General features: G+C 52.4%; 12 protein-coding genes. 4 read left to right on the top strand and 8 right to left on the bottom strand.

The annotated features are described in order from the left end of the window. The 4 genes from DFER_RS05775 to DFER_RS05760 form a co-directional block, all read right to left on the bottom strand. Entirely contained in the window at positions 1-663 is a 663-nt protein-coding gene (locus DFER_RS05775; protein ID WP_015810674.1) for a hypothetical protein, read from the bottom strand. Between the two features lie 242 nt (positions 664-905). Then, on the bottom strand, positions 906-1,922 hold the full coding sequence (locus DFER_RS05770) for a Ppx/GppA phosphatase family protein (RefSeq protein ID WP_015810673.1): 1,017 nt from the start codon (positions 1,920-1,922) through the stop codon (positions 906-908). Between the two features lie 49 nt (positions 1,923-1,971). After that, positions 1,972-2,985 (bottom strand): hypothetical protein, encoded by a 1,014-nt coding sequence (locus DFER_RS05765; RefSeq protein WP_015810672.1) that lies wholly within the window; start codon positions 2,983-2,985, stop codon positions 1,972-1,974. Positions 2,986-3,004: 19 nt separating this feature from the next. Then, the gene (locus DFER_RS05760; RefSeq protein ID WP_015810671.1) at positions 3,005-3,685 is read right to left on the bottom strand and encodes a hypothetical protein; all 681 of its coding nucleotides are present in this window, start codon (positions 3,683-3,685) and stop codon (positions 3,005-3,007) included. Positions 3,686-3,865: 180 nt separating this feature from the next. On the opposite strand from DFER_RS05760, the gene DFER_RS05755 reads away from it, so the two are divergent. Further along, positions 3,866-4,786, top strand: a complete 921-nt coding sequence (locus tag DFER_RS05755; protein ID WP_015810670.1) for a sugar phosphate isomerase/epimerase family protein — start codon at positions 3,866-3,868, stop codon at positions 4,784-4,786. A gap of 451 nt (positions 4,787-5,237) precedes the next feature. On the opposite strand, the gene DFER_RS05750 is transcribed toward DFER_RS05755, so the two are convergent. Together DFER_RS05750 and DFER_RS05745 are read right to left on the bottom strand one after the other, a co-directional pair. Next, on the bottom strand, positions 5,238-6,239 hold the full coding sequence (locus DFER_RS05750; protein WP_015810669.1) for an alpha/beta fold hydrolase: 1,002 nt from the start codon (positions 6,237-6,239) through the stop codon (positions 5,238-5,240). A gap of 79 nt (positions 6,240-6,318) precedes the next feature. Then, a complete protein-coding gene (locus tag DFER_RS05745; RefSeq protein WP_015810668.1) occupies positions 6,319-7,482 on the bottom strand; it encodes an MFS transporter in 1,164 nt (387 codons plus the stop codon). Between the two features lie 341 nt (positions 7,483-7,823). Between DFER_RS05745 and DFER_RS05740 the strand changes: the two genes are divergently transcribed. From DFER_RS05740 to DFER_RS05730, 3 genes are all read left to right on the top strand, one after another. Further along, positions 7,824-9,329: a serine hydrolase domain-containing protein gene (locus DFER_RS05740; protein ID WP_015810667.1), complete on the top strand. Its 1,506-nt coding sequence runs from the start codon at positions 7,824-7,826 to the stop codon at positions 9,327-9,329. 74 nt (positions 9,330-9,403) lie between these two features. Then, positions 9,404-10,045, top strand: a complete 642-nt coding sequence (locus DFER_RS05735) for a hypothetical protein (protein WP_015810666.1) — start codon at positions 9,404-9,406, stop codon at positions 10,043-10,045. 228 nt (positions 10,046-10,273) lie between these two features. Beyond that, positions 10,274-10,855 carry a DUF6134 family protein gene (locus tag DFER_RS05730; protein WP_229206190.1) on the top strand — a complete coding sequence of 194 codons (582 nt, stop codon included), beginning with the start codon at positions 10,274-10,276 and terminating at the stop codon, positions 10,853-10,855. A gap of 3 nt (positions 10,856-10,858) precedes the next feature. Here DFER_RS05730 and DFER_RS05725 read toward each other — a convergent pair whose 3' ends face one another. Then, a complete protein-coding gene (locus DFER_RS05725; RefSeq protein WP_015810664.1) occupies positions 10,859-11,989 on the bottom strand; it encodes an efflux RND transporter periplasmic adaptor subunit in 1,131 nt (376 codons plus the stop codon). A 24-nt stretch (positions 11,990-12,013) separates the two neighbouring features. After that, positions 12,014-15,274: an efflux RND transporter permease subunit gene (locus DFER_RS05720; RefSeq protein ID WP_015810663.1), complete on the bottom strand. Its 3,261-nt coding sequence runs from the start codon at positions 15,272-15,274 to the stop codon at positions 12,014-12,016. Positions 15,275-15,340: the final 66 nt, after the last annotated feature.

The raw sequence follows: 15,340 nt of genomic DNA, 5'->3' as shown, positions 1-15,340 counted from the left end.
TCATTTCAATTCACACAAACGGAATCCCTTTATCCTGCGGAGCGAATTAGTTATCACCGTTGGAGCGATGTTGGAAAATAGCACTTCGTAGGTCGATTCATTAAAAGAAAAGGTGCTGCCATCAGCCCGCGTGCGCTTCGTGCCGGCAGTGAACAGTGTTCCGATTTCACCATTTTCCAGTGCATGTTTGTCTATAAATCCGAGCAGTGAAGCAATGGTGCCCTCCGTGGGCGACTGATGGAAGGAAATGCAGAAGTAATGCGAGGTTTTGGAACCTGCTTTGTGAAGCTGCGAGGAAGGGATGTTCAGCACGTAGTCGCCGGCGAGTATGCCCGACCGGCGGTTCATGGCTTTAATGTCGACCGAGAAATCTTCGGTTTCCGAGCGGATCAGGAAATCCTGGCCCCAGTCCTGGCCGTCGGTGGCGCCGAAAGAGCGGGTTGGACGGGGGAGGTGGTAGCAGTCGGCAAAGACAACCTCGCCCAGCGTTCCCGTGAAGCGCATCATGCGCGTTTGCGCGAGCCGGTCCGCATTTTTATCCCAAATGTTCGAAATGTGGTGGTGAGTGATCGAATGGTCGACCAGTTGACGGGCAAAAAACTTCTGCTCGTCGGAGACGGAGATTTGAATATACGTGCCGTGATTCAGAACAATCTGCTCCATGCAAACCTAATGGCTAGCAAAGTGAGTACAAAACCGATTAAAATGATCGAAACCGGAACGTGAGTGAATGCCACTAATGAATTCTGTCGAAGAACCACATTTCCCTGATGGGCGTGGAGGAAAGGGAGGAAGGACGAAAGGGAGGAGGGAGGAGGGAGGAGGGAGGAGGGACGAAGCAGAGGGCGAAAGCAAAATCCCGTTCTCCCTTTCCTCCTTCCTCCCCTTCCTCCTTCCTCCACCATTTAAAGCCCAAGCAAAAAGCCGATCGTAAAATTGGCATCCCAGTCGAATACGAATTGCTGGCAGCCTGTGGCGTCGGTGATGGCTTTGTAGATGTTCACACCGGCTTTGGATTTGGCGTTGGTCAGTTTGGAATACGCGAGGGGAGCGCTCAGTGTTGTGTAGCGTTCTTTGCCTTTGCGTACTTCTTTGGCCATTTCAAACGGCACACCGCCGATGATGAAGCAGGTGTTGCGCAGATTGGCCGGTACTTGTTTGGCCTTTGCGCTCACTTCCTGGTATACTTTCGAATCGTCGGTGCCGTCCTGGAAGTACTTGGCGCCGTATGATTCCAATGCGGAAACTTTGCCGCCGTCGATCCAGGAGATTTTGGTGTTGCCGGAGCCAATGTCCACCACGAACGACTTGTCGGCATAGTCGGCTGGCAGCACGGATTTCAATGCCAGCTGGCCTTCCTGCTCCGGTGTTACCTGGTTTACCACATAGCCGAGCGATTTCAGAACGCGGGTAATTTTGGTCGTCACATCCGCCTTAGCCGCGCCCGAGCTTACCACAAAGTGAATGTCTTTGCTGCCCACGCCGTAGTCAAGCATGGTGCCGATGTATTTTTTCAGGCCAATGCGCACGTCTTCGTCAGTGGCCATATTTTCGGTTACGAGGCTGTTGCCGAACTCCGATTTTTCGAGTTTCCAGCGCTTTTCCTTATCAACTGTGATTACAAATGAGTTGAAACCACTCGCGCCAAGTTCAACCACGCCTTTCAGTTTGCCGTCCACAGGCGCCGGCGGCGTGTAGGTGAACGTGCTGGCACCGGCCGTTGTGGCCTCGCTGGTGGATGTCGCACCCGGGTCCGAAGTTTCCGATTCAGTGGTTGTAGCTTCCGTTTGAGGGCTTTGCGCCCGGTCTTCGGCCATCTGGTTGAGCGCGTTCTGGCCGCCGAGGTATTTGTACCCAACGAAAATGGCTCCCAAAATGAGCGCGGTGATGATCAACCGGCCGGCAACTGTTAGTCTTTTCATGTGTTATGATCTGTAAATTGGAAAATATGAAGTGAATAAATGAAGAATATCAATCCAGTAAACCCTTGTAGCTCGAATCTTTCGGCGTCTCTATCGAACGGGTGGCAGGCTGGGGCGAGTCAAGCTGAATTAGCTTGAACTGGCCCGAGTTGTAAGCTTCGAGCATGGCCTGGCCTGTATCCGAAAGCAGCCCGTTCTGCACGTCCACCGCATTGATAAAGTCCAGCGACAGGTCCATCGCACGTTTCATCTCGCCGAGTTTCTGGCTCATATCGTCCTGGATGTATTCCATCGACTCGTCGAAATAGAACTTTTTATCCGGATTACCCTTGAAAATGCTGATGGCAGTCCGCAACGCATTCGAGCTTTCCTTTACAATTCTATATTCCGCTTCTTTCAATTTAACCTTGATTTCGGTCTCTTTAATAATGTAATCGGCACTTTTATTTACCTTCTCCATAAATTCCAGCACGGTTTTCATGTTGCGCTGCAAGGGAAGGAGCTTTTCGTTCATTTCCTGCAAGCCAGCGCCTTCGATAGTCGCGAGCGAGGCGGTTTCCTTCATACCGGGGCGGTCGAGCATGGTGCTGGCTTTGTTCGCTTCGGCAAACTTCTGCTTGATGCGCTCGTTGTTTTCGTTGATATTCTTGTTCAGCTTCACGAGCTGCCCGGCCAGCGTGTTGATCTGCCCCTGCATTTTCTCTCGCTTTTCTTTCAGGTCGTCGATGTAAATCTTCATAATCGCGATCGGGTCGAGCTTGATAATCAGTCCTGTAATGCTGCGCATCACGGATTTGAAAAGGAAAAATGCAGCAGTGCGCACGTCCTTGCTCGTCAGCAGGAAGATCACCACGGCCAGAATGGCCATCAAAAAGCCGAGGTAAAGGGTGTTTTGTGTTACCTCTATCAGGAAAGCCGCGATTTTGTTCCAGAAATACAGGACCACAGCTGCTGCGCCTCCCATGAAAAGAAGTGAAGTAATGCCTTCCGGTCGGCTCCAATAGGACCGTTTGGAGTTGTCCTCCTGCGGGCCGCCGATCTGGGTGAAATCTGGTGTTGCCATGTCGATTTAGTTGTCAGGTTTATTGAAGATATTGATTGATTTTCGCCAGGTCACCATTGATCTGGTCGACAAAACTGAGGTAGGTCACCTCGAAACTATCCTTATTCGTATTGATTCTTGCGGTCTGCTCCGAAACCTCGCCCGAAATCTGTCCAAGCCGGTTCTTGTTGTCATCTATTTTCTTTTGAAGGTCGAGGATCTGCTGTGCGTAGGCCGCATTGGCTTCTTCGAGTTTCTTATGCTCGTCCTGCAACGCACCCACCCGCACCTTGATCGCCTTTTCGACGTCTTTTAGAAAGGACTCACGGTCTTTGCTGAGGATTCCGAGGTATTGGTCGGCGGAAGTTTTCAGCACGGCGGTGTCTTTCGCGCCGCCCATTGCCTTGAAGCTCGCCCAAGCGGCCTGGAATTGTTTCTCTTCGCCTAATCCGAGCCCTTCCATGCTTTGCAGCGCCTGCTTGTATTCGAAATAATCGGGGCCGGGCAGGTTGGCTTTGGCAAGAAGGTCGACAAAATGCTCAACGAATTTCTTATCGATCTGGCCCGTCCCGGCCGCATTCGCAACCGTCGCGGGGGCCGGAGCTGGTTTAGCCGGTGGGGGAGCCGGGCTTACCGCGGCCGGCTTGGGGGCCGCCTCGTCGGCGTCCTTTATAAAGAAGCTGAGTATCTTTTTGCCAATACCCGGTTCGGAGTCTGCCATAAGTGATTAAAGCGTTAAGTTTCATTGTTTTCGTTGGATCAATATTACTAAAATTCACAGGATTTCATAGGGCAGGATGTTTACCAATGGCGCCCTGTGTTGATGAAGCCGCCTAAATTTTGGATGAATTCTTGGCAGCCGCTCGTTTTTTGTGGATGTTTGCCAAAAAACTAGGTCCTTATGCTCAAATTAGGTTTTAATAGTGCGATCCTGGCCGATTTTGGCTTCGAACATGTCGTTCAATTCGCTGGAAATAATGGCTTTTCTTGTGTAGAAATGATGTGCTGGCCGGCCGACAATGCCGATAGCCGCCGGTATGCGGGCGTTACCCACATCGACGTCAATAATCTGACCGACCAGAAGGTCTCCGCCATCAGGCACCAGCTGAAAGAGGCGGGTATATTCATCTCGGCCCTGGGCTACTATCCCAACCCGCTCGACCCGGACCCCAACCGCTCCGAATATTATATCGAACACATCAAACAGGTAATCCGTGGCGCCGCGAAGCTCGACATCCCGGTGGTGACAACATTCATCGGCCGCGACCCGTCCAAAAGCATTAAGGATAACCTGGCCCGCTTCGCCGATGTGTGGCCGTCTATCATGAAGGTTGCCGAAGAGAATAATGTGAAAATAGGCATCGAAAACTGCCCGATGTTCTTTACCGACGATGAATGGCCGGGAGGCAAAAACCTGGCGATCAGCCCGGCGGTGTGGGACAGGATGTTCGAAATCATTCCAGATCCATTATTCGGACTGAACTACGATCCGTCGCATATGATCTGGCAAATGATGGATGAATTGCTACCGATTTACAATTATAAATCAAGGCTACATCATGTGCATTTGAAGGATGCGAAAGTTTATAAGAATAAATTGAATAATGTAGGCATTATGGCAAACCCCTTGGAATACCATTCGCCCAAACTTCCCGGCCTCGGAGATGTAAACTGGCGCGGTTTCTTCGCCGCATTAACAGACGTGCGCTATCGCGGGCCAGTCGTGATTGAGGTCGAAGACAAGGCTTACGAAAGCAATATAACCGACGTTAAAAGCGCGATCCTTACGAGCCGTAACTACGTTAGTCAGTTCCTGGGGTAGGTTTGTTTTGCGGCATTTGCGCAGGTAGGAGACTCCTACGGAATCGACGAATGTGTTGGGAACCGTTGTGTTCTATAAACAGGTAGCCCCGCTGGGGCGGTTTTGGCTGGGGACGGCCCAAGCAACCAAGGTCAGTTTTGGCTGTGAGTGACGCGAGCGGTGTGAGGCAATTCTGGCCAGCAACGGCCCAGGCAACATGAGCTCGGCGCGAAGCTCAGGAGAAACCGACTGCTAACTAAATCAAGTTGGCCGGGCGGTCGGGAGCAACCCTGGCCTGTTGCAAAGCTCCGGAGGAGTGACCTGTTTGTAGCAGCCAAATCGGCACCGATCAACGAAGCTCCTTAGGAGCCGCCTGTTGCGTCAAAAAAACTGCCGCACGAACTTAGCGTCGGGCGGCAGTTTGGTTTATATTGTTACATTAATAAAATTCACAAAAGTAAACGTACGGTTATCACTTCTCTAAAAACCGCAGCAACGGCGTGATGAACTTGTTGAAATCCTCGATATGTGGTAAATGCCCGATGTTGTCCAATTCCACTAATTCGCTGTTTGCGATCTTCGCTTTCGTTTGCCTGCCGAGCTGCGGATAATTTCCGAGCGTTTTTCGGACATCCTCGGGCGCCAGGTTTTTGCCGACGGCGCTTCGGTCGCGCTGGCCGATGATGAGCAGCGTAGGCGCCTTGATCTGCCCGAATTCGTAACAAACGGGCTGTGTGTAGATCATATCGTAGGTCAATGCGCTGTTCCAGGCAACTCTGGGATAATCTTTTCCAAGCGTCCAGCCGGCGAGCAGGTTGGCCCATTTCGTGTAAGAATCCTTCCATTTGCCGTCGTAGTAGCTGTTGAGCTGGTAATTTTTAATGGAATTGAAGTCGCTTTTGAGCTCGCTCATATACCATTTATCCACCGGCTGAAACGGTACTTTCAACTTGTAATCTTCCAGGCCGATCGGGTTTTCCAGGATGAATTTCGTGACCATCTCAGGGTACATCAGCACGAATCGCGTAGCGACCATTCCGCCCATAGAATGGCCTAATACCGAGATTTTCGTGATGCCGAGCTTGTCTAGCACCTTTTTCGTATTCGCTGCCAGTTCGTGAAAGGAGTATTGAAAGTGCAGCGGTTTCGTGGATTTTCCGAAACCGATCTGGTCTGGGATGACGACGCGGAACCCTTTTTCAGCGAGCGCTTTCGCCGTTTCTTCCCAGTATGCGCCATTGAAATTCTTCCCGTGCAGCAGCATTACCGCCTTCCCGTTCGCGCGCGCAGGACGCACGTCCATGTAGGCCATGCGTAGCTTCTCACCTTGCGATTCGAATTCCAGATAGTCGACAGGAAAAGGGTAGGTGTAGGCTTCCAAATTCATATCGAGTGGCCGCAGCGTGTCGTTTTGCGCATTTACCGCAGTGAGTGAAAGGAGAAGCAGGCTAATGCCCAGGGTGATTTTTTTCATGAGTTTTGAGCTTTAAAAAAGAAAAAGAGGATACCGTCGCCGCTATCCTCTTTGGAGTATGAAAAATATGTACCAGTTGTTAGTCGATCAATCGGGCTTTGGTTGAAAGATAGGCTGTCAGCGTTGCCAGCAGGCCCACGATGGCGAACGACCAGCGCAGGTTAGCGAATTGCGCCACGATACCGATCAACGGGGGGCCGATGAGGAAGCCGATGAAGCTGATGGAAGAAACCGCCGCAAGGGCCATTCCCGGCGACATCGTTTTGGACCGTCCTGTTGCGCTGTACACCAGCGGAACTACCGATGATACACCGAAACCAACCAATAGAAAGCCGATCGTGGCGGTAACCAGATGTGGGAATGCAACTGCGATGGCCAGGCCGGTGCCCATTAATGTACCGCTGAGCTGCAACATGGTTCTGCGTCCGAGGCGGTTGGCGAGCCAGTCGCCGGCGAAACGTCCGCCGGTCATTGTACCCATAAATGCCACGTAGCCGAGGGTGGTGAGTGAAGCCGGAACGTGTACTGCCTCCTGGAAATAAACGCCGCTCCAATCGAACATGGCCCCTTCGCAAACCATCGCACAGAAGCCAATCAGGCCGAGGATCAGCAGGTCACGGTCCGGTTTGACGAACATCGGCTGCTCTTCGCCTGCTTCTTTTTCAGTGTCCGGCATGGTGTGCTTGTAGGCCGTAAAAATGATCGCGAACGCGAACAATGCGATCACGATAAAATGAATATGAGGAGGGACATGTACCGAAATAAAGAGTGAGCCGATCATCGCGCTCACGAAACCTGCAAGGCTCCACAATCCGTGAAACGATGCCATAATGGATTTTCCGTAAACCTGCTCCACGGCCACCGCCTGGGTGTTTACAGCGATGTTGGTGAGATTGCCCCAGAGTCCGAATGCGAACAATGCGATCACGAGCTGCTCGGTGCGCGTGACGAAACCAATGAATGTCAGCGTGATAGCGTACAGGATCGCGCCGATCAGCACCATCTTTTTGCTGCCGTAATGCGTCACCATCCAGCCGGAGATCGGCAGGCTGGCCATCAGCCCGAGTGGAAGCGCGAGCAGCACGGTGCCCAGTCCGCCTTCCGTCAGGTGCAGCATGTTTTTAATATCGGGGATTCGGCTTGCCCATGCGGCGAAGCTTAGGCCCTGGACGAAGAAGAATGCAGCCACGGCCCATCTCAGGTAGCGTCTCGAATCGGAAGGGGCGAAAATTGAATAATTCATAGGAGTGAAAATTTAGCCGGCTAACAGGCCCGGTGTGTGATTCGAATGTATTTTATATAATTTTTTTAATTTTTTCGATTCAAAGGTAAGATGTTCCGAAATTGCACTATGAGCAGTTACTGATCATCCGTGATGCAAAATTAACGCATTGAGCAATCATTTAATTCATGTGAATTGTATTTTTTAAATTAAATTAAAAAGTAAGTGTTGTACAAAACGAAGAATCGTTGCATTTTAGTTATTTATCGGCTTGTCGGCTTTGGGCGGGAGGTGAAATAGTAGGGAAATCGGTTACAGTTTTTTAACTTCACCCATTCCCTAACCAGCCCGATCACCTGTCTATGCGAGCCTTTTTTACATTACTCTTTCTTCTGACAACATTCACAACCTGGGCGCAGCCCGCAGATAATGACCGGCTCGACAAAATCCGGGCGGCATGGCCGGTCGTGGAGAAGATGTACCGTGACTACGCGGAGAAAAACCATTTCCCCGGCCTCGCGTTCGGGCTGGTGGTGGATGGGAAGCTGCTGCTGTCGGGTGGGCAGGGCTTTTCAGAGATCGCGAGCTCGACAAAAGCGACGCCCCAATCGCTTTTCCGCATTGCATCCATGTCGAAAAGTGTAACGGCTATGGGCATACTGGCACTCCAGAAGGAAGGCAAATTGAAGCTCGACGACCCGGCATTCCTCTACATTCCTGAACTGAAAAGCATGCCGACGCTTACCCGGGACGCGCCGCCGATTACCATTCGCCACTTGCTCACGCACATGGCCGGTTTCCCGGAAGACAATCCCTGGGGCGACCGCCAGCTTGATACGAAAGACGATGAGCTGATCGCATTGATTTCCAAAGGCATATCATTCTCCAACGTGCCCGGAGTGACCTACGAATACAGTAACCTCGGCTTTGCAATGCTCGGGAAGATTATTTCGAATGTGTCGGGCAAGCCGTATCAGCAGTATATCAATGAGGTCATTTTCACTCCGCTTGGCATGAAAAATACCATTTGGGAGTATTCGGAAGCACCCGCGCACCTGCTCGCGCACGGCTACCGGTATGAGGACGAGGTCTGGAAAGAAGAGGCGCTGGAACACGACGGGACCTACGGCGCAATGGGTGGCCTGATTACGTCCATCGACGATTTCAGCAAGTACGTCGCATTCCATTTGTCGGCCTGGCCGCCTTCCTCAGACGCTGAAACCGGCCCTGTACTGCGCGCCGACGTGCGTGAAATGCAAATGCCCTGGAATTTCACCAGCTTGAATGCCTCCTACAAATATCCCGGTGGCCGCTCCTGCGCTATGGTGTCGGCTTATGGCTATGGATTGCGGTGGAGCCGTGACTGCGAGGGGCGCACGGGCATCGGGCACACGGGCGGCTTGCCGGGCTTCGGTAGCCAATGGCAGATTTTACCCGAATACGGCATCGGCATCATTGCCCATGCGAACCGGACGTACGCGGGCATGGCGACGATCAATACCGCTGTGCTGGACACGATCATCGCCATAGCGGGCCTGAAACCGCTGCCCGTGCGCGTGTCGCAGGTTTTGAAACAACGCAAAGAGCAGCTTGTAAAACTGCTTCCCGGCTGGGAGAATGCGGAGCAAAGCGGGATTTTTGCGGAAAATTTCTTTCCCGACCGCTCGCTGGCACACCGGCGCAAAGAGCTGGACGCATTGCTTACCAAAACGGGAAAGATCACCGGAGCGACCGATATGGTAGCTGAAAACCAGCTTCGCGGCACGTTTAAACTCACCTGCACGTCGGGAAGTATCCGCGTGTATTTCACGCTCTCGCCCGAGAACCCGGCGCTGATCCAGCAGCTCGATTTTTCATTAGGCAAATAGATTTTACAAAAAAATAATGGCGGAATAGGGGGATAGAAGGGGCGAGTTGTCTCGGTAAAAACAACAAGACAACTATGAGAAAAATCATTCTATCCTTCACGCTTATTTTCGCTCTGGCAGGCTTGTCAGGCGTTTCGGCGCAGGAAAACCAGACCATTTTCCAAAACCGCGGCATCTGGCGCTCGGGCGGTTATGCGGCCATTTCGAATAAGTTTACGACCATCGACGGACAATTTGCCAATATGCCGGAAATATACGGCGGCTGGTTCATCAACCAGCGTTTCCTGATCGGGGTAGCGGGTGCGGCTACGACCAACTTCATCCGGGTGCCCCAGATTGAACAAAACTTCCCCGCGCGCAAAATGACCTATATGTATGGCCAGTTCGGGTTGATGACCGAATATGTGATCGCTTCCACGCGTAAAGTGCATTTCACGGCCAATCTTATGACAGGCAGCGGATTTACATTGCAATACGACCGCCGCGACTTAGACGACTGGGACGATTGGGACGACCGCTACGACCACGACGACGACGCCAGATTCTTCTTTGTTATGGAGCCGGGCGTGCAGGTCGAGTTCAATGTGCTGAAATGGATGCGGTTCAGCCCGGGCGTTTCATACCGCAAGGCTTTCAATGCCAAAGGAAATGGCCTTTCCGACAGCGATTTGAGTAATATCTCCTACAATGTCACATTGAAATTCGGGCGATTCTAGCCATCGAGGGGGATAGGTGCCGTTCACTAACTGTTGTGGCATTTAATCCCCCTTTTTTCCGATTGGTCGTCATTTTTCGCGTGCTTTCTGTTAAGTTAATGGCTTGATATTCTTCGTCCAAAGGCAATAGGAACAGAAATAATGGAGTTATTAAGGGATTGCACACTATTGGGGACCAAAACAGGAAGAAAGATGCGTGTATCGGGATTCGCAGTAATCGGGTTTTTAATGCTTGTCATTTCAATGGCCAGGGGCCAGAACGTCTACGATGTGATCGTGGCGGGAAGGACCATCGGCTCTCTGAAAGTATTCGATGAAAAAGGCAAGGACAATGTGGAAACGCATCGTATCGAGTCCGATTTCAAGGTCATGTTCTACAAGGGTTCCTACTCAACCCAAACCAATTACGTGCAGGGCAAGCTGGTATCAGCCACCTGTGCGCACCACGTCAACGGCGACCTGAAAGAGAAAACGCTGACGAAAACCAGCTCCAAGACGCTTTACGAGGTACTTTTTTCAGGCGAAGATGGCGAGGACAAGCCGGCTGCGGTGGTAAACAAGCCGATTATGAGCACTATTACGAGCTTGTATTACAAAGAGCCTATCAACATTACAGAGGTGTATTCCGAACGGTACGGCAAGATGTGTAACATCCGGAAACTCTCTGAGGGCAAATATGGTGTGACGCTGCCGGACGGCAAGGAAGGTGTGTATTCTTACAAAAACGGCCTTTGCCGTGAGGTAAAGACCGATCTTGCAGGTTTTAAACTGAGAATTGTATTGAATGAGGGCAAAACGGCCATGCGTTAGCGCCTATATATCGGCCTGCTTCACATTTTTAAGATCCGAATTGTCGCGTATCTCTTCATTAGCGACTTTCACAAGCACATCACCCTCCTTCACATCGCCGAAAATTTCGGTCTTATCCGAGCTGCTGCTGCCTGTTTTCACCGGCACCCATACGGCACGACGATCCACTACTTTGATCACATAAGTGCCTTGCGTAGAATTCAGCACAGCCGAGCGGGGAACGGCAAAAGTATTCGCGTCGCCGGCCAGCGGAATAGTCACTTCGGCGATCATACCGGGTAAAAGTTTTCTATCACTGTTAATTACATCCATTTCCGTGCGTTGCGAGCGTAATCGCGTATCGAGCGCCCCCGCGAGGCGCGATACTCTGGCCGGGAACTGCTGGTTGGGCAGCGACTTCACTTTGAACGAAACCTGGCTCTGATTTTTGAGATAGCTGGTGTATTGCTCCGGCACACTCACCACCAAACGCAACTTGCGCTGCTCCACCAGTGTGAACAATGGAAATTCGGAGCCTTTGCCCGACGGCCCCACGTAAGCGCCCGTGCTCACATTACGCGCGGAGATAATGCCGCTGAATGGCGCCCGGATTTCGAGGTAATTGCGGGTGTCGGTGATTTCGCGGCTCGCCGAACGCGCTGCGTCGAGCTGGGCGAGATCGGAGCGTTGCTTAGCCAGGGCCACATCCAGGTCGTTTTGCGACACCGTGCCTGGCGTTTTGCTGGTTTCGAGCAGACGTTCGTAATTGGCCTTACTGGCCTGGTAAATGGCTTCGAACGATTTCAACCGGGATTCGCTCGTGACGAGCTGGGAGGTAATCTCGGGAGCCTCCATTGTGGCCAGCAACTGGCCTTCCCGCACCTCGGTACCCACATCCACGTGCAGTTTTTTGACAAAGCTGCTCACTTTGGCATAAATATCGACGTGCTGGAAAGCGATCAGTTCGCCTGGAATCTGGATGTCCGATGCCAGTTGCTCTTTTTTAAGTGGGAATGCGTCCACTGCGGGTGCTTCGGCGCTCGCTTCGGCAGCGGCCTTTTTGCGCTCTTCTTCTTCGGCCCGCGACGAACCGCAGCTTTGCAGGACGGTACTGGCAACGAGCACGGTGATGGCGATGTGATGAATATGTTTCATAGTCGGATAGGTTCGATGTTTGGATTAACGGGTCATTGGAACGTAGTACTTACTCTCTTCATCCTCGGGGTCGAGGGAAACGCTTTGCGTAGAGGCCTTGCCCTGTCCCCAGGCGAACACCAGCGGCAGGATAAACAATGCGGCAAACGTGGAGGCCACAAGCCCGCCAATGACCGCCCGGCCCAGCGGCGACGACTGGTCGCCCGCTTCGCCGAGCCCGCTCGCCATCGGGATCATACCCACCACCATCGCCACGGCCGTCATCACGATAGGGCGGAGGCGCAAGCCAGCCGACTCTTTGGCGGCTTCTATCGCATTGCCGCTGTGCTTGCGCAACTGCTCGGCATTGGTGATCAATAGCACCGCATTCGAAATCGATACGCCCACCGACATGATAATGCCCATGTAGCTTTGAAGGTTCAATGTAGAGCCGGTCACCATCAGCAATGCAAGCGAGCCCAGGATTACCGCAGGAACCGTTGCGAGTACGATCGCGGAGACTTTGAACGATTGAAAGTTGGCCGCCAGCATCAGGAATATCACCACAATGGCTACTACCAGCCCATTTTGCAGGCTGTCCAGCGTGTCGGTCAATGTTTGGCTCAGGCCCACCAGCTCAACGGTCAGTCCGCGGGGCAGTTCGCCGAGGGATGCGAGCGCCTGCCGCACATCCGCTTGCGCCACACCGAGGTCGGTATTGTTCAAATTGGCCGTTACCGAGAGCACGGGCATGGCACCGAGGTTATCATTTTCGCCGTAAGTGGTATCCGGCGTGATGGTTGCGATATCGCTCAGCACGGGGCGGTTCGCGTTTCGCAGCAGCGGAATCTCGCCCATTTCCTGCACGCTGTTCATTTTACTTTCAGGGACCTGAACCTGCACCGCATAGCTGAAACCGCCCTTTTCGTCCACCCAGATATTCTTGTCGGTATAGCGTGAAGAGGATGTGGAGGCGATCAGCGATCTGGAAACATCATTCATATCCACACCGAGCTGGGCAGCCCGAATGCGGTCTACCTCGATTTTAATGGCCGGGTACTTGGTGGATTGTCCCAGCTGAATGTCACGCAAGTAGCTGATCTCCTTTAATTTGGCAATGACTTTTTGCGCATATTGCTCATTCAGCTTCTTGTCACGGCCCGACATCCGTACTTCGATCGGGGTAGGTGAGCCTTGGCTGAGGATTTTATCGGTAAGTTCAATGGGTTCGAAAGAAGTCGTCACGTCGGGCATTGCCTGCTTCATTTCGGTACGGATCTTCTCTTTCAGCTCGTCCAGGTTGGTGTGGAATCCTTCATGCAAGCCCACCTGCAAAACGGCCTCGTGCGGGCCGGCCATAAACAGGTAAATGGGGCTTACGGAAAACAATCCCGGGTGCTGGCCCACGTACGCGGAAGTGACCGATACGTTTTCCGGGCCAACGATCTTTTTGATGATGTTAATCGTTTTCAGCGTTTTCTCCTCCGTGCGCTCCATTCGTGTACCCTCGGGAGCACGCAGCCGCACCTGGAACTGGCTGCCGTTTACTTTGGGCAAAACATCTTTGCCAATGCTGTTCAGCAGGAATGCCGCCAAAGCCGTGGTAACGAGCAGATAGGCGACCACGATCGGTTTCCGGAAAGGCATTGTCCGGTTGATAAAGCGCATGAAACGTGCCCTGACCCGCTCAAACACGCTGATTTTGCCGTTTTGATCCGCATCGGCACGGTGGATGAGTGCCTCCTTCTGTGCATCCGGATTTTTGCTCAGGCCCGATGCCGCAAACTCTTCGGCGTCTGTCATTTCGGTGCCATCGGGTTTCTGGTGATGCTTCACTTTCATAATCCAGTTGGCCATTACTGGCACGAATGTCTGCGCGAGGAAATATGAAACGATCATGCTGAAACCAATCGCCAGCGCCAGCGGCAGGAAGAGCGATCCGGGAATGCCGCCCATCGTGAACGCCGGAGCGAATACAGCCAGGATACAGAAGAGGATCAGCAACTTAGGGAATGCGATTTCCTTACAGGCATCCCAGATCGCGAGCGCTTTCGGTTTGCCCATGTCAAAATGCTGGTGGATGTTCTCGATCGTAACTGTACTTTCATCCACCAAAATGCCAATGGCAAGTGCTAACCCACTCAATGTCATGATGTTGATCGTTTGCCCGAACAGGTTAAGGAACAACACGCCGGCAATGATCGATGTCGGGATGGTGAGGATTACGATCAATGCGCCGCGGGCGTCGCCGAGGAAGAGTAACACCATCAGGCCGGTGAGTATGGCACCAATAGCACCTTCGGTCAGCAAACTTTTAACGGAGTTCATTACATAGGTCGACTGGTCGAACTCGTAGCTGACCTTCACGTCCTCCGGCAATGTGTTCTGAATACGCGGGATCGCTTTTTTGAGGTTTTGAACGACTTCCCAGGTCGACGCGTCGGCACCTTTGGCAATGCTCAGGTACACCGACCGCTTGCCGTTCACCAACCCGTAACCCGTGGCTATATCAGCGCCGTCTTCCACGGTAGCCACGTCGCGGAGGTAAAGGTTCTGCACGCCGCCTTTGAAAAGCGGGATGTTTTCAAAATCCTTCACATACCGCACCGTCGTGTTCGTGGGGGTAATGTAGTTTTTATCGCCAATGCGCACGTTGCCCGATGGGGCCGTCTGGTTGTTCACCCGCAATGCTTCCACGAGCTGATCGGGCGTGAGATTGTGCGAGCGGAGCAACTCCGGGTCCACTTTCACGACGATCGTACGAATGTTACCGCCGAAAGGTGGCGCCGATACCAGGCCCGGTATTGAGGTAAATGTAGACCGCACGTACACGTTCGCCAGGTCGAGCAATTCGTTATTGCTGCGTTTTTCGGAGCTTAGCACGAGCTGGCCAACGGGCAATGTGGAGGCATCGAAACGGATAATGAACGGCGGGTTGGAGCCGGGCGGGAAAATGGCCTGCGCGCGGTTGGTAAATGCGCTGAGCTCCGCCGACGCCTGCGCCATGTTGGTGCCGGGGTAGAAGTTCACCTTCATCAGGGTAAGGCCCTGGATGTTCTTCGTTTCAATGCTCTTGATACCGTTTACATACAGGAGAATGTTGATGTACTGTTTGGCGAAGAAAGTCTCCATCTGGTCCGGCGTGTAGCCCCCGAAAGGGTGCGCGATGTACATCACCGGCAAATCGAGCTTCGGGAAAATATCGACCTTGATCTTCCGCACCGCATCAATTCCAAAAAAGAATAACGCAGCTACGATCACCATGATGGTGATCGGCTTACGCAATGCAAAACGTATTAAATCCATGTTACGAAAATGTGAATTGTAACGATACTATAATTTATGAGCGACATTGTCATTTGTGGTCAGGTG

Origin of the sequence: Dyadobacter fermentans DSM 18053, assembly GCF_000023125.1 — a bacterium.
Classification (GTDB): Bacteria; Bacteroidota; Bacteroidia; order Cytophagales; family Spirosomataceae; genus Dyadobacter; species Dyadobacter fermentans.
Note: the sequence above shows the minus strand (reverse complement) of the source record. Positions and strands in the feature narration are given on the sequence as shown.

Excerpts from the sequence above, each read along its gene's own strand:
- DFER_RS05775 (WP_015810674.1), bottom strand. The coding sequence starts at position 663 with ATGGAGCAGATTGTTCTGAATCACGGCACGTATATTCAAATCTCCGTC.
- DFER_RS05770 (WP_015810673.1), bottom strand. The coding sequence starts at position 1,922 with ATGAAAAGACTAACAGTTGCCGGCCGGTTGATCATCACCGCGCTCATT.
- DFER_RS05765 (WP_015810672.1), bottom strand. The coding sequence starts at position 2,985 with ATGGCAACACCAGATTTCACCCAGATCGGCGGCCCGCAGGAGGACAAC.
- DFER_RS05760 (WP_015810671.1), bottom strand. The coding sequence starts at position 3,685 with ATGGCAGACTCCGAACCGGGTATTGGCAAAAAGATACTCAGCTTCTTT.
- DFER_RS05755 (WP_015810670.1), top strand. The coding sequence starts at position 3,866 with ATGCTCAAATTAGGTTTTAATAGTGCGATCCTGGCCGATTTTGGCTTC.
- DFER_RS05750 (WP_015810669.1), bottom strand. The coding sequence starts at position 6,239 with ATGAAAAAAATCACCCTGGGCATTAGCCTGCTTCTCCTTTCACTCACT.
- DFER_RS05745 (WP_015810668.1), bottom strand. The coding sequence starts at position 7,482 with ATGAATTATTCAATTTTCGCCCCTTCCGATTCGAGACGCTACCTGAGA.
- DFER_RS05740 (WP_015810667.1), top strand. The coding sequence starts at position 7,824 with ATGCGAGCCTTTTTTACATTACTCTTTCTTCTGACAACATTCACAACC.
- DFER_RS05735 (WP_015810666.1), top strand. The coding sequence starts at position 9,404 with ATGAGAAAAATCATTCTATCCTTCACGCTTATTTTCGCTCTGGCAGGC.
- DFER_RS05730 (WP_229206190.1), top strand. The coding sequence starts at position 10,274 with ATGCTTGTCATTTCAATGGCCAGGGGCCAGAACGTCTACGATGTGATC.
- DFER_RS05725 (WP_015810664.1), bottom strand. The coding sequence starts at position 11,989 with ATGAAACATATTCATCACATCGCCATCACCGTGCTCGTTGCCAGTACC.
- DFER_RS05720 (WP_015810663.1), bottom strand. The coding sequence starts at position 15,274 with ATGGATTTAATACGTTTTGCATTGCGTAAGCCGATCACCATCATGGTG.